This is a genomic window from Sulfurospirillum diekertiae (genome assembly GCF_002162315.1).
Taxonomy (GTDB): domain Bacteria; phylum Campylobacterota; class Campylobacteria; order Campylobacterales; family Sulfurospirillaceae; genus Sulfurospirillum.
Genome location: NZ_CP021416.1, coordinates 995596 through 1014339, shown reverse-complemented (window position 1 = coordinate 1014339; position 18744 = coordinate 995596). Strand labels below are relative to the sequence as shown.

Sequence of the window (18744 nt, the reverse complement as noted above, 5' to 3'; positions counted from 1 at the left end):
TTGCACTTCGTCTGACACATTACCCATGATTATTATGTTTTATAAACGAAATAGCACCTTAAATAGTTAATAATCTCATTAATAATGTTTCAAATCTATTTTACGCTTGCCTCAGTGAAAAAGCCTGTGATCATTTTTAAGGTTCATAAACAAAGAGCAATATTAACACTTCATTCACACTTTACATGTAAGATTACATAAACAATATATCGACATATATTAATATGTTTATTTATACTAATTATACTAGGAAAATAAAAGGATTCATCATGTTTTTACTTTCAAAAAAGCTCTTCTTCTACGTATTATTGGCTTTTTCTTCATCATTTGTCTCTGCAAATGAAATGCAGAAATCAACGTCTGTTGATATTTTCAAGGTAGGTGCTCCCCAAGAAGAGGCCATTACCTTAAATTATCCAGCTAAAACACTGAGTTCTCAGACGACAACGCTAAAGGCTAGAGCCAATGGCCTTTTACTTGAAAAAAAATTTATGGAAGGTGACTTCGTTAAGAAAGGCGATGTGCTTTATAAAATAGAGCCTGAGAGCTATATCGCTGCACAGAAGCTAGCTAAAGCCAATGTTGCTTCTCTTGACATTCAGGTACAAAAAACGAGTAAAGAGTGGAGTCGTGTCAAATCTCTTTTTGACAAAGGAGCCTCCAGCGAACAAGATAGAGATACCGCTTATTGGGCATATGAGAGTGCCAAGAGCGCATTAGAAAGCGCTAAAGCTTCGTTGGATATTGCAGTTATTAATTTGGATAGAACAACGATTAAAGCTCCTATGAGTGGGATTACTGGAGCAAAACTCATTGATGTAAGTGCTCTTGTAAGTGAGGGAACTGCGTTAGTAGAAATTACGCAAATTGATCCTTTACATGTAGAATTTTCCATCCCCAATATTGATCTCATTAAAGAAAAATACAATATCAAAAATGGCAAATGGTCAAACCCAACCGATGGCAAACTCAAAGCTACTTTAACGGTAGGGAAACTAAACTACAAAGAGATAGGTGTGGTTGATTTTATCGATAACACTATCAACGCCAAAACGGGTTCACTAAGAGCGAGAGCGACTTTTAAAAATAGTACGAAAGAACTTTTACCCAATCAATTTGTCACAATTTCACTCACAGGATTAGTACGCAACAATGTAGTACAAATCCCCCAAAAAGCATTAGTGCAAAATCCTTTAGGAACCAATGTTTATATTATAGAAGATGATAAAGCAGTACTTAAAAATGTGGTAGTCGGAGAGATAAGCAATGGCAATGCCATCATCGAATCAGGGCTTAAGGAAGGTGATAAACTCATTGTCAACAATCTCTTAAAAATCAAACAAAATGCGCCTGTAAAAATTGACAAAATCATCAATCAAGAGGGCAAATAAATGTTTTCAAAATTCTTTATTGAAAGACCGATTTTTGCATCGGTTATTTCTCTTATCATCCTGATTGCAGGGATTGTCGCCATTAAGACACTTCCTGTACAAGAGTATCCCAATGTTGTTCCTCCTCAAATTATTCTCTCTACAACCTACCCAGGGGCTGATGCTAAAACACTCGAAGAGACCGTTGCAGCACCGCTTGAACAACAACTCAATGGGCTAGAAAATATGATTTATATGGTCTCCACCACATCACCTAGTGGAGCCTTTAATATCTATCTCTTTTTTGAAGTAGGGACGGATATTGCCCAAGCAAAGATAGATGTCAATAACCGTGTTCAAATGGCGTCTAACAAACTCCCTGATCCTGTGAAAAAACAAGGAGTAGATGTTACCGAAAAATCGCCTGATGTGCTTCGTGTTATCGCACTCACGTCAAAAGAGGGTGTCCACGATACCACCTATATCGCAAACTATGCTATTAACAATATCATTGAAGAGTTTAAGCGTATTCCTGGTGTTGCTGATGCGAGTATTATTGGCAATAAAGACTACTCCATTCGCGTATGGCTTGACCCTCAAAAGCTCTCTTTTTACCAAGTTACCACGGCAGAAGTTCTCAGTGCCATTCGAAATCAAAATGAAAAATACCCCTCTGGGCAAATAGCACAAGAACCCATCAGCCAATCAGCTGCATTTACCTATACCATAGCATCAAAAGGCAGACTTCAAAAACCAGAAGAGTTTAAAGAGATTATACTCAAATCCAATCCCGATGGCTCTGCTTTAACGGTGGGCGATGTTGCGACGGTGGAACTAGGGTCTGAAAGCTACTTCTTCGCAGGTCTTTTTAATGGTGAACCTATGTCTGCTATTAGAATTTTTTTAACCTCACAAGCCAATGCACTGGATGTTTCCAAACAGTTAGATGAAAAGATAGCCGAACTCTCCAAAACTTTTCCAAGTGATTTAAAGCTTGATGCAGCGTATGATCCTACCACATTTGTCCAAGCTTCCATCAAAGAAGTCATTATGACTTTACTAGAAGCGGTGGTGTTGGTTGTATTGGTCGTTTATCTTTTTTTGGGCAATATCAGAGCAACCATTATTCCACTCTTAGCCATTCCTGTCTCCATCGTTGGAACGTTTGCAGGCTTTTATGCTATGGGCTTTTCCATCAATCTTTTAACGCTTTTTGGACTCACGCTTGCCATTGGGCTGGTGGTCGATGATGCAATTATTGTCATTGAAAATGTAGAGCGTATTTTAAGAGAAGAGGCTCTTAGCGTCAAGGATGCAACCATTAAAGCCATGCAAGAGATCACAGGTCCTGTTATTGCCATAGTGCTTGTGATTTGCGCCGTTTTTATACCCTCAGCTTTCTCCAACAGTATGAGTGGCGTTATGTCCAGACAATTTGCTATCACTATTGTTATTTCAGTCTCTATCTCAGGACTGGTTGCACTCACTTTAACCCCTGCATTGTGCGCTTTAATTTTAAAACACGAGACACAAGAACCGTTTTGGCCGATTCAAAAATTTAATCGCTTCTTTGACGCATTAACAGAAGGTTTCGGGACAATCGTTGGACGCGCGATTCGTTTAAGTTTTATCAGTGTTCTTCTCTTTGGAATTATGATGGGTGCTACGTATATCATTTTGCAGAAAATCCCCACAGGACTTATTCCCAAAGAAGACAAAGGTACATTTTTTGCGGTTAGCACACTTCCCCCAGGCTCTGCACTGAGTCGAACATTGAGCGTGAATCAAGACATTGCTTCCATTGCACTTAAAAATCCTCTTGTGACTAAAGTGGGCGGTTTTTCAGGCACTGATTTTAGCTCAAAAGCCTATAAAACAGATGCAGGGTACAGTTATGTGCGATTGGCTGATTGGAGTCAGCGAAAAGATGCCAACCAAAGTTTGGATGTGATTGCTAAAGATTTGACGGCTAAATTTTCAAAAAATAAAGAAGCGCGTATTGTTGCCGTAACACCACCGCCGATTATGGGACTAAGCGTCACAGGTGGATTTGAAATGTATGTACAAGACCGTACAGGCTCTGGTTATATTGTCTTGAACAATTATGTCAAAGAGATCGTCCAAAAAGCCTCCGAAAGAGAGGAGCTTAAAGCGGTTCGAACAACGCTCAATACCAATGTACCTCAATACGCCATCTCCGTTGATACAAAAAAGGCAAAAGCTTATAATGTCGAAATATCCGATATTTACACAACCCTTCAAGCTACATTTGGCAATGTCTATGTCAATGACTTTAATCTTTTTGGTCGTACGTACAAAGTCAATGTTCAATCAACAAGATTATTTCGAGAAGGTGCCGATAATTACAGTGATGTATTTGTACGCTCAAGCGATGGCAATCTCATCCCTGTGAGTGATTTGGCAACATTAACCCCTATGGTAAGTCCTAGTGTCACCCAACGCTTCAATATGTTCCCATCAGCCCAAGTTTTAGGCGAACCTGCAATGGGATATACCACAGGGCAAGCCATGCAAATCATCCAAAGTATCGCGCAAGAAATTTTACCAAGCGGCTACACTTTAGCATGGGGTGGGGCTTCATTTCAAGAAAAACGCCTTGAAAAAGAGGGAAACGATGCCTTGCTTTATGCTATTGTTTTTGTCTTTTTGATTCTAGCAGCTCTATATGAAAGCTGGACAATTCCCTTTGCTGTTTTGTTTGCAATCCCTTTTGCTCTCTTTGGTTCTGCTTTGTTTACCTTAACGCGAGGTTTGCAAAACGATATTTATTTCCAAATTGGACTTGTAACCCTCATAGGTCTTTCGGCTAAAAATGCCATTTTAATGGTCGAATTTGCTATGCAACGCATTAAAAATGGCACGCCTTTGTTAGAAGCGACGATTGAAGGGGCAAAAATTCGTTTTCGACCTATCGTTATGACCTCTTTGGCGTTTATCGCAGGAACATTACCTTTAGCCCTAAGCTCTGGTGCGGGAGCCAATAGTCGCCATGTTTTGGGCACAACGATTGTGGGAGGGATGGTCACACTTACCGTAATTGGTATTGTTTTTGTACCACTCTTTTTTTATCTGATTATGCGCATGAAAGAGAAATTTTATGGCAAAGGAGCTTCCCATGAAGCGTAATTTCATCAACATATCCTTACTTACAACGCTTATCTTATCAGGATGTTCACTGGCTCCTACCTTACAAGTGCCTACAATTGAGCAACCTACAAAACAGGAGAGTGTTTTACATGTAAAAGAAAAATGGTGGGAAATTTTTGGCGATACAACGCTTAATAGCCTTATTGAAGAGGCTTTAATTCATAACGATGATCTCAAACTCTCTGCACTTCGCATTCTTAAAGCCAAACAAACATATGGGCTCAGTGATGCCAATCTTTACCCGACACTCAATGCCACAGGATCTTTTAGCAAACAACAAACCAGCGGGGAAACCTATCAAAAGAAAGAAAATGCCTATACAGAGTATTCCTTAGGTCTCTCGTTACAATATGAGATAGACTTTTGGGGAAAACTAAGCAACCAAGCCGAGTCCAATTGGTCTTTATATCTTGGAAGTGAAATGGCACGCCAAACGGTGACCAATACCCTCATCAATGATATTATTCAAGCGTATTTAAATCTTGCCTCATTGGAAGAGCGTATCAAAATTCTTAATGAAACCATTGAAAATTATCGTCAAAGCTATGAATTTAGAAGTAAACAACACCAAGCAGGAAGTATCAATGAACTGCTTGCAACCCAATCTTTAGCACAATACAACAATGCCAGTGCAACCAAAGGAGTGTTGCTTGAAACCAAAATAGCTCAACAAAGTGCCTTAGCACTGCTTCTAGGAAAATCTCCTAAAGAGCTTTTTGAGGGAGAAAAACCGTTGATAACCCACCTGCCTTCCCCTATTGTTGTACCCAATGGCGTTTCCTCCGATTTGCTTGAAAATAGACCCGATGTCCAAGAAGCACTGATGAGTTTAAAAAGTAAAAATGCCCTCATCGGGGTGGAGCGTTCTGCTTATTTCCCCAGCATTAGCCTCACAGGAAGCTACGGACAACAAAGTGAAAACTCAGGCAACCTTTTTCAATCAACTGCCACTAAATGGGGTTTTGGACCTACATTTACTTTGCCTATTTTTGATTTTGGGAAAATCAATACCAAAGTTGAGATGTCAAAAACGGATTTACAAAGTGCGTTGATCAGCTATGAGCAAACGGTAAAAAAAGCGTATAAAGAGGTTTATGATGCGCTCTCTAAACAAGTGCTAATTCAAAATCGACTCTCGTTTAACGAAAATGAGATAAAGTCTTATCAAAAAATGCTTTACATTACGACAACGCGTTTTGAAGATGGTGCTGCAAACTGGTTAGAAGTGCTTGACTCTCAAAAAAGCCTCTTAAACGCATCTCTCACTCATGTCACAACTAAACAAACACTTCTCTCTTCACAAGCAGAACTTTTTAAAGCTTTAGGTGGAGGATGGAATCAGACTTTAAAGTAAGTAAAAGAGGGAATTTCCCTCTTTTACTTACTTAGCACTTACCTCCGCAACCGCATCCACCTTGTTTAGGAGTATCTGATCCACCACCTTCCAAAAGGGCAACCACATCTTCAACACTCAGCGCTTTGCCACTGCTTACAACCTTACCATCTACCACCAAAGCAGGTGTTGATGTCACACCGTACTCCATGATTTTCATAATGTCTTCTACTTTCACAATCTCTGCAAAAATTCCTTTTTGAGCCACCGCTTTTTTAGTCGCTTCTGTTAATGCTTGGCATTTTGAGCATCCTGTTCCTAAGACTTCAATCTTCATTTTGTATCCTTTAAAAATAGATTTTTTAATTCATTTTCTTTTGTTTTTGTTATCGTTATTGGTTCTTTCGTAAAAGGCTTTTTATCCATTCCTTTATGACATTCGATACATCCTTGAATCACTTCATGCTGAGGCATAGCAACTAGTTTATCGGTTGAATGACACACAAAACAATCGGTTCCACATCCCGTGCCCATCGGAGTATCTTTTAAACTCTCTGGTGGATGACACTCTAGGCATGTTTGAAGGGGCTGATGCCTTACATCACTTACAATATTTAATGTTGGATGGCAAGAAGTACAATCAGACGTGCAGGCCCAAGCAATCCCTATTAACACTGCTATTAAACCTATAAAGCGCAACATAAATATCCCATTTAATCCCTTATTTTAGATTCTTTTTGTACTCTTCTAGAAATTCTTTAGCATTATCGCCACGCAAAAAGTCTGCTGTTTTAAGCAGCCCATCATTCAGGTATTTTGCATTGTAACCATTCAATGTTAAATAAATTCTAGCCATACTAGAGCGGTCATAATGTGGACATGCTGTGATGATGAGCTTATCTTTAGGAAGCTCTCCTAAGCGTTTTGGTAATTCATTTAACGGAATATTTATGGCAAAATTCATATGCCATACTTCAAATTCTTCACGAAATCGAATGTCCAACAAAATAGCTTTCCCCTCTTCAACAAGGGCTAACATATCGGGCGTTTTGATTTTCATATTTTCGCGCTCTTTATAATCAAATTTTGAAAGATACTCATCAAAACTCACTTTTTTAAGCTCCGCCGCTTGAATGAGTCCTGCAAGTACCAACAGGATACACATCACTTTTTTCATTTTTTCTCCTTTTATAAAATCGCGTTAAACAGATACCCTATACCCATAATACCTACCGCCACGATGCCAAAAAAAAGTCGCAATCAGCTTTACATGTAAAATGCGTTTGAGAATAAGTGCTTCAGGCAAACTAAGGGCTGTGATTGCCATCATAAAGCTCAGTGCTGTTCCAAGAAGCATTCCTTTAGAGGTCAAAACCTCGATCAACGGCATGACGCCTGCGGCGTTAGAGTACATCGGAACGCCCAAAATTACCGCTAAAGGCACGCTGTACCATGCATCGCTTCCGGCATATTTCACGATAAATTCGGTTGGGATGTAGCCATGAATAAACGCTCCAATGCCCACACCAATCATCACATAAAGATAAATCTTCTGCAAAATATCCATCGTGTATGCCCACGACTCTTTCACTCTTTTTTTCATCGTAAGTTTAATCTCGACATCTTCCAAATCACCACTCATCGGTACGACTGGAATCAGCACGTATTTTTCCATGCCCAGACGACCTACTACAAAACCACCAATGATGGCGACCAAAAGCCCAAAGCCGATGTAAAGAGCGGTCACTTTCCAGCCAAAAAGTCCAAACAAAAGTGCAATGGCAATCTCGTTATTCATAGGACTAGAGATCAGAAAACTAAAGGTAATACCAAGCGGAATCCGCGCTTGCATAAATCCTAAAAACAGAGGAATCGCAGAGCAACTGCAAAATGGCGTGATAATGCCAAAAAGAGCCGCTAAGATATTGCCTGTAAATTCACTTTTACCTTGCAGATAAACCCTAACTTTTTCAGTGTTAAAGTACGTTCTTAAAAAACTCACCGCAAAAATTATCAGTACCAACAACATATATATTTTGATGGTATCATAGATAAAGAAGTGAATGGCACCTCCTGCTTGAGATGCTTTATCCATTCCAAATACATCCGCTACCAAAGCATCAACGATTCTTTCCCACCAATCAAACATGACAGCATCCTTTATTGTAAATTAATTCTTTAAGATCAGCACTCTCAAACTCCGCTTGCAACGTCACATGAGAAATACCAAAATGCTCTTCTAATTCCTTTTCGATACTAGCAATAACACATGTCGCCTCAGACAAAGGCAAATTCTCTTTAAAGTCCACATGTGCTTCAAAATGAATCTCTTTGTCATTAAGTCTCCAAAGATGTAAATGGTGGAGATTTTCAACTCCCTCAAACGCTAAAACAGATTTTTCTATATCTTTTACATGTAAACCTTTTGGACTAAATTGCATCAAAATCGCCATCGTCTCTTTGATGAGTGAAAATGAGGTAAGAATGAGATAAAATGCAATCGCAATGGTAATCAGCGGGTCTATCCAATACGCACCATAGTATTTCATACCAAGACCTCCGATAAGAACTGCGACCGAGGTCATTGTGTCACTGAGAAGGTGCAGGTATGCTGCTTTCATATTGAGGTTCTCTTTGGCATCTTTTTGAAGAAGAAGAACACTGACAAAGTTAAAGACAATACCAAGAATTGCTAAGTAAATAACAATATCCGAGTCAATCACATGAGGATGCATCAACTTTGCCACCCCCTCAACGATTAAATAAACACCAATACCCACCAATACCGAAGCATTAAACAATGCCGCGACGATTTCAGCTCTTTTATAACCAAAGGTTTTCTCTTCACTGCTCTCTTTTGAAGAGACTTTATTTGCCCACCATGCGATAAACAGTGCCATAACATCTGAAAAATTATGAAGCGCATCACTTAAAAGCGCTAAAGAACCCGATACCACGCCTCCAATAACCTGTGCTGTGGTGATAAAAACATTAAGCACGATGGTCAAGAAAAGATTTTTCCCTGTTACTTTGTGATCGTGATGATGTTCTTCCATTTTAACGCTCCTTTTTATTTCTATCGGTACTATAAGCAAGAAGTGGTACATAAATCAGTGTTAATATCGTTCCTACCAACAACCCTCCAATAGCAACATCCGCCAAAGGAGAGAGTCTCTCCAATCCAACTGCCCACTCAAAGGCAATAGGAAGCATTCCCGCAATCGTACCAAATGCCGTCATCATAACGGGACGAAAGCGTACCTTCATCGACTCAAGTGCACTTTCAAATGGCGGATGTGTTTGACGCTTTGTTCTATAAAAATCCATCAATAAAATGGAATTTTTAATGATAATGCCAAAAAGCAATAAAATACCAAGCATAGATGGCATACAACTAGGCTTATCAAATATAAGCATTCCCCAAGCAGCACCAATTAAAGACAAAGGAAGAACCAATATCATGACCAAAGACATCACAGCAGAGCCATAAATTGCCATCAAAGAGACAAATAAAAGTGCCGTTCCAATACCAATGGCACGAAGCATGCGAGCAGAAGAGTCGTTAAGTTGCACAATGTCACCTTGTTGCGTGATGGTGATATCTCCAAGTTGTAAAGATTTTAATGCACTATCTGCATCGTCGGTAATATGGCTAATGGCTCTTTTTGATCGATAACCATTGACATCAAGACTATAGAGCAAACCATCTCTCTCGATTTTAGAGGGCGTAAAATTCCCTTTAAGCTCAGCCACAGCACCTAAAGGAATTAGACCACCATTGGACATGATAGGCAAATTTTGAAGCGAGACAAGATGCTCTTGAAAACTACCTGAAAGATAAAGTCGCACAGGCTGATTATTCATGGAAGCTAAATTTCCACTAACGGCTACAATTTCACCACGAATAGGAATTTGAGAGACTATTCCCATCGGGCTTAGTCCATAGGAAAGTGCTTTATTTTGATCAATTACGACTTCGACTTCAAAAAGATCGTCTAACCAACTGGGTGTGACGCTTGTCAAACCCCTTACATGTAAAAGAGTTTTAGTGACTTTTTTGCTATTTTCATACAACGCATCAGGAACACTAGCCGTCATTCGCACATCAAGTGCTGCTTTAATAGACGAGTTTGCCGTTGCACCAAAGTCGTAGACATCGACAGATTTTACACCATCTAGTGCATTTAGTTTAGCGCGTATTGCATCTTCTATTTGCCAAATCGTTTGATCTCTCTCAAATCGATTTTTACATAAAATCGTCATTGAAACTTCAGTTGGCAAATTACCGCTTCCAATCGATAAAACACCCGCTTCACCACCAAAAGCAGTTGAACTTGTTTTAACAAAATTTTGCCCATTAAGCCACACAAAAAAAGGCTTCATTTTGGCTTGCACTTCTTCCACTTTACTGTTCACGCTAAAAGCAACTTTGGCTTTAATGATACCCGTATCCATCGGAGGCATCGCATCTTTTCCAATAAGAGGCATAACGCCTTTAACACTAAAAATAAGCAGAAGAATCACCCCTAGAAAGAGTACTATTTTTCGTAAAATCGTTCTACCTGTATTTGAAAATTTTAAAACGGACTCATATGGGATAATAGCTCTACCTAAACTGTTTTCATAGATCTTTTCAAACATCACTTCAAAACGATTTTTATTGACCCCGTTGCGGTAAAGATAGGCTGAAAATTTTGGGACCAGCGTGATAGATAAAACATATGAAATAATCAGTGCAATAATCAACGTTGAAATAAGAGGACGATAAATCGTTTGCGGAAAATCACCCACAAACATTAAGGGTGCTATCATGACAATGGTTGCAATAGTCCCGGCAAAAACAGGCATAACAACCTCTTGTGTGCCCTTAAACACAGATTGTTCTAGATTCTCATGCAGTTCAACTAAGTGTCTCTCGATATTTTCCAAAACAACAACGGCATCATCGACAAGCATACCAAGCGCTAAAATAACAGCTGTATAAATAACGATGTTTAGTTCACCACCACCCAACCAAATCACGCCAATAGTCCCTAAGAAAACAAGCGGTATTGAAATGGCCGCTGCCGCAATCGCTTTTAGGTTGCCTAAAAAGAAAAGTAAAACAAAAAGTGTGAAGATAATCGCATCCCTTAACGCTTCTAACATGTTCGTATTGGCAGTTTCTATCAAGTCTCTTTGGGTATCAACAATCTCAAAAGAGAGTTTGGGGTACTCTTTTTGTAAAAGCTCGATCTGCCCTCTGGTGGCTTTGCTCGTCTCAAGAACACTACCTCCAGGAGAACGCTGCACAGACAGAGCAATGCCTTCTTTACCATTGCCTAAAAAAACACTCATATTTTCAACTTCACTCCACGCAACGGTTGCGATATCACCCAAAGTTACATTGGGAGCAATTTTGAGCCCATTTAAACTCTTGACACTACTTTTTTCCCCATAGTAGGTAAATGTCGTCACGCCATCTTGATTTTTGATAAAGCCCATAGGCATATCTTTATCAATGGAAGCAATCGTTTTAGCCAATGTGCCCATATCAAGTCCATTATTGACCACTTTGATGCTATCTACTTTGATCGTAAGTGCACTTTGATGCCCGCCAAAAACTTCCACATTACCAACGCCCTTAGTTGAGAGCAACTTTGGCTTGATAAAACTATCGGCAATTTTACGAACATCCACCAAAGAGAGTGTTTCATCTTTTGGGCTAATAGAGATAACTTCAACAGGTGCTGTGAAGGATCCCGTCACATAAACCGTTGGATTTACCCCTTCAGGAAGTTTTGATTTTGCCGTTGCTATAGCATTACTCACATCTACCGCAGCGCCATCAAGACTTTTGGCGTACTCAAATTCTGCTTTGACAATCGAAAAGTTGGCAAGATTGATAGAACTTACCGTTCTAATCTTTCCCAGTCTTGCCACCTCTTCTTCGATAGGTTTAGAAACACTACTCGCCGCCACTTTTGCGGTCATTCCAGGGGATTGCGTGATCACAACAACTGTAGGTCTCTCCGCATCAGGAAAAAGGTTTTTAGGCAGTGTTGAAAGCCCCACAATACCTGTAAAGGACATCAATAAAACCATGGCCACTATAAAATAGGGGCGCTTATAGAAAAATTCAAACATCCCTTACTCTTTAATGATAATAGAAGTTGATCCAAGCAACTTCAATAAAATATCAGGCTTGGCTACAATAATTTTCGCCTCAGGCATATCATTGACAACAAAGCCCTCATCCCCTTGAGCAATGATATTCACTTCTTTAGGAACCGCTTTCGTGCCCTCTGCACTAAAATAAAATGATTGATTATCTTTTTGTAATATCGCTTCTTTGGGCAACAAAATACCTTCCCCATCAAAAGAAACTAACTTAGCCTCAACACGCGCACCGCTCGGTAAATTAAGTGACATATTGGCTCTATATTCATTGAGCCCATTGCTATTTTGTAAAAAAACCAAAGGTGCTTTTGTGCCACCATATATCAAACTGTTTGCCTTTGTTTCCAAAGGTGCTTTTACCCACAGGTAAGAACCCGAATTGGCTTTGAGTGCCAAAAGTGGTTTTCCTAGCGTTGCCATCTCTCCTTGTGTGGTTAAAACCTGACCTACAATGCCATCAATAGGGGATTTTAGCTTGGCATAACCGATTAAAATATCCGTTTGTTCAAGATCGCTTTTAATCTGTTGTTGTTTTGATGCAACACCGCTTAAATCTGCTTTGAGTAGTTCAATTTTACTGATTTCAGCATCGGATTGTTCAATGGAAGCTGCCTTTACATGTAAAAGCTCTAGCGTTCTTTGATGAGACTCCTCTTCATGCATTAAGCCAATTTTTTTAGCTCTCTCTTCTTCTTTCGCAGCGATTAAAGCTGTTTGAAGAGCAATTTTCTTAGCCAAAAGATCTCTTGCATCAAGTTCTACGAGCATATCTCCTTTTTTAACAACCGTTCCGACTGGAACAATTTTTTCAACATTGGCGGCAAATTTTGAACTCAGCGTGATGTCATTATCGTTTTTTACCATCGCTAAAATCGGCGTTGTAAGCACTACAGAGCTTTTGTGAGGTGTCATAGTTTGTACAACCATACCAAAATTTTGAGCGGGAGGGATTTGCGCATTTTGCATTGCTTTCTTTTTAAGCAACAATCCTGCGCCTACAATAAGCACAAGTGCGATGATAATGGAGATGATTTTTTTCATTGTACAATCCTTTTAAAATCTTTTCCTAACAGAGCAGCGTGGGTTGCAAGATTTTCCCACAGTTGCATTTGTGTCGCGTATAAACTCGCTTTCGCACTTACCAGCGCCTCTTCATAACGCAAGTACTCTTCTTGTGTCATGCGTTGATTGAGATACGAAACCTTAGAAGCATTGAGTAAAGCCTCATAATTATCAACACTTTTTTGTGCCAATACTTTGGACTTTTGAAGCATGCCATATTCATTAGTGAGCGCATTTAGCGTCGCATTAATGGTATTTTCGGTCTGTTTTAGAAGCTCACTGGCTTGCATCTGTTTAACCCTACTTTGTTCAATCGCAACATAGCTTTCTTTATCATAGAGCGGTATTGTAAGGCTCAAAGAGACACCACTATAATCTCTGTTAAAATTTTCCCCATTGTTATAAGATTCGCCATATTTCCGTTGCCAAAAAGCATTGGCATTTACGGTTGGATATAAATTCTCTTTGGCGGCTTGTGCACTAAGCTTGGCAACCAAAAGATCTTCTTTTTGTAATTGGACATCTAAAGGATCTTGATTTTGAGGCAAATCATCGCTCATCAATGTCAGAGGAACAGAATGCTCAATAGGAATTTCTAAGATAGAAGTGAGTAATTTTTGAATTTGTGATTTAGCAATAGCATTCTCTTCTTGTTTAAGAGCAATTTGATTGATCTGCTCATCAATGCGTATGAGTTCCACTTCTGGCAATCGTCCATTATGAACCTTGATAAGGACCGATTCTCTCGTATTTTGAAGTGATGCGAGCTTCGCCTTGAGAGCTAAATCTAAATTTTCAATATAGATTAGTTTAGCATCTCCTGCAATAATTGTCGCCTCTTTTTGTGCAGTACTGATATGATGCTTTATTCTTTGTGTTTGCGCACTTTGTTGTGCTATATCCACTTGTGTCATTAATGACTTGACAAAAACAGGCATAGAGACTTTGGCACCATAGCCTTCAAGTGTTTTACTAAAAGGAAAGCCGCCATTCTCTTTCGTGATTTGTGCACTCTCTGTTGGAGGGACGGGCTGAGCGTTGGTAGGAGAATTGTATGTCTCGACCGTGCCTATTAACGCAATTTTTGGATAAAACTTGGCAAGGGCTGCCTCTTCTTTAAGGTTGCTGTCTTTGAGTGTGAGGTCTATCACTTTTTGCATCGAAGCTTGTTTGGCAGCTTCGAGCCAATCACCAATCGTCATCTCCTTAGCAAAAGCAAATGAGGCTAAACACACTATTCCCCAAAAAATACAACCATGCTTATTTTTTTTCATAAGATTAAACTCCAAATCATTTTAATGCCAATCAAATAAAGCGATAGAGCAATAAACTTTCGCGTCTGTTCCACACTGAGTTTAAAAATCATAATGTGATTGCCAAGCACACCACCAAGGGCTGCCGCAACGGCAACCACGCCTAAGAGAATCCAATCAATTTCTATCAAATAAACATAGGTCAAGAAAGCGGAAAGGGTCGAAAAAGGAATCATAAAACTAACGGTTATCGCCGTCTGTTTAGCATCATATCCCAAATAAATAAGCAAAGGGATAATAATCGCTCCCCCACCAATTCCCAAAAGCCCCGCTAAAAATCCAACAATGCCGCCCATGACTAGCATCACCCATGCTTTCTTATACGTAACAGCACCTTTTTTCTTTTGCTTTAGCATCATCGTAGCACTAAAAATAAAAAAAAGTGCAAAAGCACATTTGACATAATACGTATCCATTTGTGTTGCACTGTAAGCACCCAAAGGCGCACAGGCAACCGACATAAAGACAAACGGTAAGACCTGCTTGACATCAATGCTTTTACGCAATACATTCATAACCGATGCACCTAGCGTAGAAGCCGTGTTGGCAAACAGACCAACCGCTTTGGCGATATCAAATCCTACACCTAAAAAACTAAGCATAGGAATGAGTGCCACAGAAGAGCCTACCCCTCCGATGGAAAAGAGAGTTGAGACCACCAATGTGATCCCAAAATAGAGTAAATACTCCACGTCTAAGCTTCCAAATGAAGGTCTTTGGCTTTGCCACCTTTAAGACGCTCCATCAATGTAAGCATTCCACAGGTAAGGATTTTAGCATTGAATCCTTTGAGTGAAAGATACTGTTTGGCAATATTAGAACGACATGATTCTGGGCAAGCACACACAATGATTTTATCGTTTGGAAGTTCACCTAAACGATCAGGAAGTTCATTGAGAGGAATGTTACATGTAAAAGGAAGTCCCCATACTTTATGCTCAAAGCCATAACGCACATCCAGCAAAATCGCCTCGCCTTTGTTGTACATTTCTATAAAGCTATCCGCTTCCACTTTTGCACTCACAATAGCCTTCATATCGAGGCTACGAATATAGTTATCCATTGTCTTCTCCTTAGAAAATAATTTTTTGCTCTTTAAGTTTAGCAATGAGTAATTCATAATTGACCGCACCAATGTGTCTTTCAGACTCAGAGCCTTTAGCATCGAGATAAATTTGTGTTGGAATCATCTGTATTCTATAATCACGCGTCGCTTGTTGGTCATTGTAAACCTCGACAAAATAGATCGCACTTTGCGGATACTCTTGCTTCGCGCGGTACAGCAATTTTCCCATCTCCACACACGAAGCACAACTGGTCGAGCCAAACTCTAAAAGCATCGGTTTTGTACCTATCTGCGTGGCTATCTGTGCATAAGGCGTCGCTTCTAAAACCCCTTGTGAAACCTTTTTTGTCTGTGTTAAAGGAGAAGCTATAGGCTTTTTATCTTCTACCTTTGCCTCACCACAACCGACTAAAAGAAGCGTTAATACGGCTAAAATAATCTTTTTTTTTCATCTTTTTTCCTAAAATACAAGATACGTTTGGTAGAGAAAATAAACGCCAATCCCCACCAAGACCACAATAAAAAAGCTATTGATAAAGCGGCTAAGTGTGCTTATTTTTTTACTGGAAACCACACTTTGCGTAAATCCAAGCGAAGTTCCTGCCACCAAGAGCAACATGCCATGTCCCAATGCAAACGCCAAAACCAACACATACGAATAAACCCAACCGCTTTGAGAGGCGATAGTGATAATGGCTACCAAAGGTGCAGACGCACAGGGTGTACTCACCAGTCCAAAAATCAGCCCAATGATGACGGCTCCAAAAAGTTTAAATCGTAAAAATTTTCGTGCCACTTTGTCTTTATCAAAGCCTTGAATCCATCCAAGCGCATACGCCACCACCGTAAATGTCGCAAGTGCCGCGAGCAAATACGCCCAAAAGGGGGCAAGGGAGAGCATCATGCCCATTTTCGAGACAAGAAGCATCAACAGTGAAAAACTGATGACCAACCCCAAAACAAACAGGAGAGAGTATTGGTAAATAAAGATTTTTTTCTGCTTTGAACTGAGATCGCCTGAAAGTCCCAAAGCACTACCAGCAAGCAGAGGCAAGGTGATGATGGAACATGGAGCCAGCGAGGTTAAAAGACCAATACCAAACGAGGCAACAATCGCCCATGCCCCAAACTGCGAGGTCATTTCAATGAGCATCTGCTCCAAATTCATGAGAGTTTTTCTTTGATAATCGGCAATAACTCAGCTTCAATCGCCTTATAAGTGAGAACGAATGCCCCATAATCTTTACCATCAGGATCAGCAAATCCCACATGAATTTTAGGAATGGGTTTAGGAAACATTGGGCACGTTTCGTTGGCATGATCGCACACGGTAACCACTAAGTCGAAGTCAAGATTGATGACTTCATCCAATGCTTTAGAGTGATATTCTTCTTTCCAAATGCCCTCTTCTTCTAAAACTTGTTTCGCATAAGCATTCACTTTACCACTCGCACGTACACCCGCACTGTAAGCTTCAATGCCTTCTAATCGAGCATTGACCAAAGCTTCAGCAATGATGCTTCGACAACTGTTTCCTGTGCATAAAATTAGTACTTTTTTCATTTTTCACCTTTACATGTAAGATTAATATTCTCGATAGATGCGTTTTCAAGCCATGGTAATGCTACAACATTCCCTTGACTAATATTCTTTACTTTTTCAAGCCATTGATACTCAGCAACAGCTCTTGCTATCAACATGGGGTTTTGAGTATTGGTCATGGATAAACACTGATTAACGACCCACCATTTATTGTGAATACCTGCTCTGGTTAAGTCTTCACGTAACCTCTGCGCTTCAAAAACAGGTGTTGCTTCAGGCAATGTCACAATAATCACCTCGGTTTGCGCCACATCACGAAGTCGTGGCAAGAGTCTTTGCACACTAAGCGGTGTTTCCCCTTTGGTACGTTGAACCTCTTTATGGTAACTTTGCGTCGAATCAAGCAGTAAAAGTGTATGTCCAGTGGGTGCGGTATCGATGATGACCACTTCATTTTGTGCTTTATCAACTATCTCGGCAAAGGCTCTAAACACAGCGATCTCTTGGGTACAAGGAGAGCGTAAATCTTCTTCAACATACGCAACATCTTCTTCACTCATGCTCTCTCTGGCTTTGCTTAGGACTTCGTTTTGATAGTTTAACAACTCTTGTTTTTCATCTATCTTGCTCAATGTTATTAAAGGTGCACCTTCGATACTGTACTTAAGATGATTGGCTGGGTCAGTGGAGGTCAGATGCACTTTAACGCCTTTTTGCGAAAGCGCTAAAGCAATACTTGCGGCAATGGTCGTTTTACCCACGCCCCCTTTTCCCATCGTAAAGATAACTTTTTTACCTGTTGTGTAAATATCGTCAATCAGAACGTCTAAGCCTTGCAATCCAACAGGTTTAGCATAGGAAGCTGCTTTGGCATAATCATCACGTTTAAAAAAAGCTCGGATATTTTCAAGCCCTAAAATATTGTAAGAACGCAGTGGAATCAAGAAAATTCCTAGTTTTTTCAACCCCTCAGGCATTTTTGCAAGAGCATTTTGGTGTTTATCTAATAATTGTTGCGATACTTCATCACTGGCTTCACCAAGCACTCCATTGATAATTAAAATCTGGTTATTGATCCCTAACTCACTAAGCTCAAGGCTGGAACGCTCCGCTTCAAGTAAAGGAGTTTCTTCAGGTCTTGAAACCAAAATGAGTGTTGTTTTGGTTTTATCTGCAAGATTTAAAACAGCCTCTTTATAGATATTTTTTTTATCTTCAAGCCCTGATAATTGTCCTAAACACGATGCACCATGGGTACTTTCACTGATGAAATTACTCCATGCTGAAGGCAACTGCAACATACGAAGCGTATGCCCAGTTGGCGCCGTATCAAAGATGATATGGTCATACAACTGCTCTGTTTTTTCATCGGTTATAAAGTTAGAAAATTGATCAAAGGCTGCAATTTCAACCGTACAAGAACCTGATAACTGCTCTTCCATATTTTCAATCACGCTTTGTGGCAACTTTCCACGGTAAGGTGCGACAACCGATTCTCGGTACTGCCTTGCGGCTTCTTCTGGATTGAGATTTGCCACCATCAACCCTGTTACACCTGCAATTGCTACCCCTTTGCCGTCAAGTTCTGTATTAAAAACATCTTGCAAATTAGATGCAGGATCGGTGCTAATTAGGAGAACTTTTTTACCACTATCTGCTAAAGAAACCGCTACGGCACACGCGGTGGAGGTTTTGCCAACACCACCTTTTCCTGTGAAAAACAGGTATTTG

Annotated in this window: 16 protein-coding genes and 1 pseudogene; 3 read left to right on the top strand and 14 right to left on the bottom strand. The window is 39.9% G+C overall.

Annotated elements, in window-relative coordinates; genetic code table 11:
- The first annotated feature begins 269 nt into the window (after positions 1-269).
- The 3 genes from Sdiek1_RS05155 to Sdiek1_RS05145 are packed head-to-tail and all read left to right on the top strand — an operon-like array spanning position 270 to position 5892.
- Positions 270-1391 (top strand): efflux RND transporter periplasmic adaptor subunit, encoded by a 1122-nt coding sequence (locus Sdiek1_RS05155; RefSeq protein ID WP_161491993.1) that lies wholly within the window; start codon positions 270-272, stop codon positions 1389-1391.
- Positions 1392-4517 (top strand): efflux RND transporter permease subunit, encoded by a 3126-nt coding sequence (locus Sdiek1_RS05150; RefSeq protein ID WP_087438204.1) that lies wholly within the window; start codon positions 1392-1394, stop codon positions 4515-4517.
- Positions 4507-5892, top strand: a complete 1386-nt coding sequence (locus tag Sdiek1_RS05145) for an efflux transporter outer membrane subunit (protein WP_161491992.1) — start codon at positions 4507-4509, stop codon at positions 5890-5892. Before Sdiek1_RS05150 ends, Sdiek1_RS05145 begins: the two co-directional genes overlap by 11 nt.
- A gap of 31 nt (positions 5893-5923) precedes the next feature.
- Here Sdiek1_RS05145 and Sdiek1_RS05140 read toward each other — a convergent pair whose 3' ends face one another.
- From Sdiek1_RS05140 to arsA, 14 genes and pseudogenes are all read right to left on the bottom strand, one after another.
- The gene (locus tag Sdiek1_RS05140) at positions 5924-6208 is read right to left on the bottom strand and encodes a thioredoxin family protein (RefSeq protein WP_087438202.1); all 285 of its coding nucleotides are present in this window, start codon (positions 6206-6208) and stop codon (positions 5924-5926) included.
- Positions 6205-6573: a hypothetical protein gene (locus tag Sdiek1_RS14785; protein WP_151897978.1), complete on the bottom strand. Its 369-nt coding sequence runs from the start codon at positions 6571-6573 to the stop codon at positions 6205-6207. Before Sdiek1_RS14785 ends, Sdiek1_RS05140 begins: the two co-directional genes overlap by 4 nt.
- Positions 6574-6592: 19 nt before the next feature.
- Positions 6593-7048 carry a rhodanese-like domain-containing protein gene (locus Sdiek1_RS05130; protein WP_087438200.1) on the bottom strand — a complete coding sequence of 152 codons (456 nt, stop codon included), beginning with the start codon at positions 7046-7048 and terminating at the stop codon, positions 6593-6595.
- Between the two features lie 11 nt (positions 7049-7059).
- Positions 7060-8020, bottom strand: a pseudogene (locus Sdiek1_RS05125) (permease).
- Positions 8013-8927: a cation diffusion facilitator family transporter gene (locus Sdiek1_RS05120; RefSeq protein ID WP_087438199.1), complete on the bottom strand. Its 915-nt coding sequence runs from the start codon at positions 8925-8927 to the stop codon at positions 8013-8015. Before Sdiek1_RS05120 ends, Sdiek1_RS05125 begins: the two are co-directional and overlap by 8 nt.
- Position 8928: 1 nt before the next feature.
- Positions 8929-11997, bottom strand: a complete 3069-nt coding sequence (locus Sdiek1_RS05115; RefSeq protein ID WP_087438198.1) for an efflux RND transporter permease subunit — start codon at positions 11995-11997, stop codon at positions 8929-8931.
- 3 nt (positions 11998-12000) lie between these two features.
- A complete protein-coding gene (locus Sdiek1_RS05110) occupies positions 12001-13071 on the bottom strand; it encodes an efflux RND transporter periplasmic adaptor subunit (protein ID WP_087438197.1) in 1071 nt (356 codons plus the stop codon).
- On the bottom strand, positions 13068-14366 hold the full coding sequence (locus Sdiek1_RS05105) for a TolC family protein (protein WP_087438196.1): 1299 nt from the start codon (positions 14364-14366) through the stop codon (positions 13068-13070). The genes Sdiek1_RS05110 and Sdiek1_RS05105 overlap by 4 nt, the downstream gene beginning before the upstream one ends.
- Positions 14363-15097: a sulfite exporter TauE/SafE family protein gene (locus Sdiek1_RS05100; RefSeq protein ID WP_087438195.1), complete on the bottom strand. Its 735-nt coding sequence runs from the start codon at positions 15095-15097 to the stop codon at positions 14363-14365. The genes Sdiek1_RS05105 and Sdiek1_RS05100 overlap by 4 nt, the downstream gene beginning before the upstream one ends.
- A gap of 2 nt (positions 15098-15099) precedes the next feature.
- A complete protein-coding gene (locus tag Sdiek1_RS05095) occupies positions 15100-15468 on the bottom strand; it encodes a rhodanese-like domain-containing protein (protein WP_087438194.1) in 369 nt (122 codons plus the stop codon).
- Between the two features lie 10 nt (positions 15469-15478).
- Positions 15479-15745, bottom strand: coding sequence for a thioredoxin family protein (locus tag Sdiek1_RS05090; protein ID WP_087438193.1), 267 nt, complete (start codon positions 15743-15745; stop codon positions 15479-15481).
- 186 nt (positions 15746-15931) lie between these two features.
- Positions 15932-16639, bottom strand: a complete 708-nt coding sequence (locus tag Sdiek1_RS05085) for a cytochrome c biogenesis CcdA family protein (RefSeq protein ID WP_087438192.1) — start codon at positions 16637-16639, stop codon at positions 15932-15934.
- Positions 16636-17034: an arsenate reductase ArsC gene (locus tag Sdiek1_RS05080; RefSeq protein WP_087438191.1), complete on the bottom strand. Its 399-nt coding sequence runs from the start codon at positions 17032-17034 to the stop codon at positions 16636-16638. The genes Sdiek1_RS05085 and Sdiek1_RS05080 overlap by 4 nt, the downstream gene beginning before the upstream one ends.
- On the bottom strand, positions 17031-18737 hold the full coding sequence (gene arsA / locus Sdiek1_RS05075; protein ID WP_439951342.1) for an arsenical pump-driving ATPase: 1707 nt from the start codon (positions 18735-18737) through the stop codon (positions 17031-17033). The genes Sdiek1_RS05080 and arsA overlap by 4 nt, the downstream gene beginning before the upstream one ends.
- Between the last annotated feature and the right edge of the window lie 7 nt (positions 18738-18744).

Excerpts from the sequence above, each read along its gene's own strand:
- Sdiek1_RS05155 (WP_161491993.1), top strand. The coding sequence starts at position 270 with ATGTTTTTACTTTCAAAAAAGCTCTTCTTCTACGTATTATTGGCTTTT.
- Sdiek1_RS05150 (WP_087438204.1), top strand. The coding sequence starts at position 1,392 with ATGTTTTCAAAATTCTTTATTGAAAGACCGATTTTTGCATCGGTTATT.
- Sdiek1_RS05145 (WP_161491992.1), top strand. The coding sequence starts at position 4,507 with ATGAAGCGTAATTTCATCAACATATCCTTACTTACAACGCTTATCTTA.
- Sdiek1_RS05140 (WP_087438202.1), bottom strand. The coding sequence starts at position 6,208 with ATGAAGATTGAAGTCTTAGGAACAGGATGCTCAAAATGCCAAGCATTA.
- Sdiek1_RS14785 (WP_151897978.1), bottom strand. The coding sequence starts at position 6,573 with ATGTTGCGCTTTATAGGTTTAATAGCAGTGTTAATAGGGATTGCTTGG.
- Sdiek1_RS05130 (WP_087438200.1), bottom strand. The coding sequence starts at position 7,048 with ATGAAAAAAGTGATGTGTATCCTGTTGGTACTTGCAGGACTCATTCAA.
- Sdiek1_RS05120 (WP_087438199.1), bottom strand. The coding sequence starts at position 8,927 with ATGGAAGAACATCATCACGATCACAAAGTAACAGGGAAAAATCTTTTC.
- Sdiek1_RS05115 (WP_087438198.1), bottom strand. The coding sequence starts at position 11,997 with ATGTTTGAATTTTTCTATAAGCGCCCCTATTTTATAGTGGCCATGGTT.
- Sdiek1_RS05110 (WP_087438197.1), bottom strand. The coding sequence starts at position 13,071 with ATGAAAAAAATCATCTCCATTATCATCGCACTTGTGCTTATTGTAGGC.
- Sdiek1_RS05105 (WP_087438196.1), bottom strand. The coding sequence starts at position 14,366 with ATGAAAAAAAATAAGCATGGTTGTATTTTTTGGGGAATAGTGTGTTTA.
- Sdiek1_RS05095 (WP_087438194.1), bottom strand. The coding sequence starts at position 15,468 with ATGGATAACTATATTCGTAGCCTCGATATGAAGGCTATTGTGAGTGCA.
- Sdiek1_RS05090 (WP_087438193.1), bottom strand. The coding sequence starts at position 15,745 with ATGCTTTTAGAGTTTGGCTCGACCAGTTGTGCTTCGTGTGTGGAGATG.
- Sdiek1_RS05085 (WP_087438192.1), bottom strand. The coding sequence starts at position 16,639 with ATGAATTTGGAGCAGATGCTCATTGAAATGACCTCGCAGTTTGGGGCA.
- Sdiek1_RS05080 (WP_087438191.1), bottom strand. The coding sequence starts at position 17,034 with ATGAAAAAAGTACTAATTTTATGCACAGGAAACAGTTGTCGAAGCATC.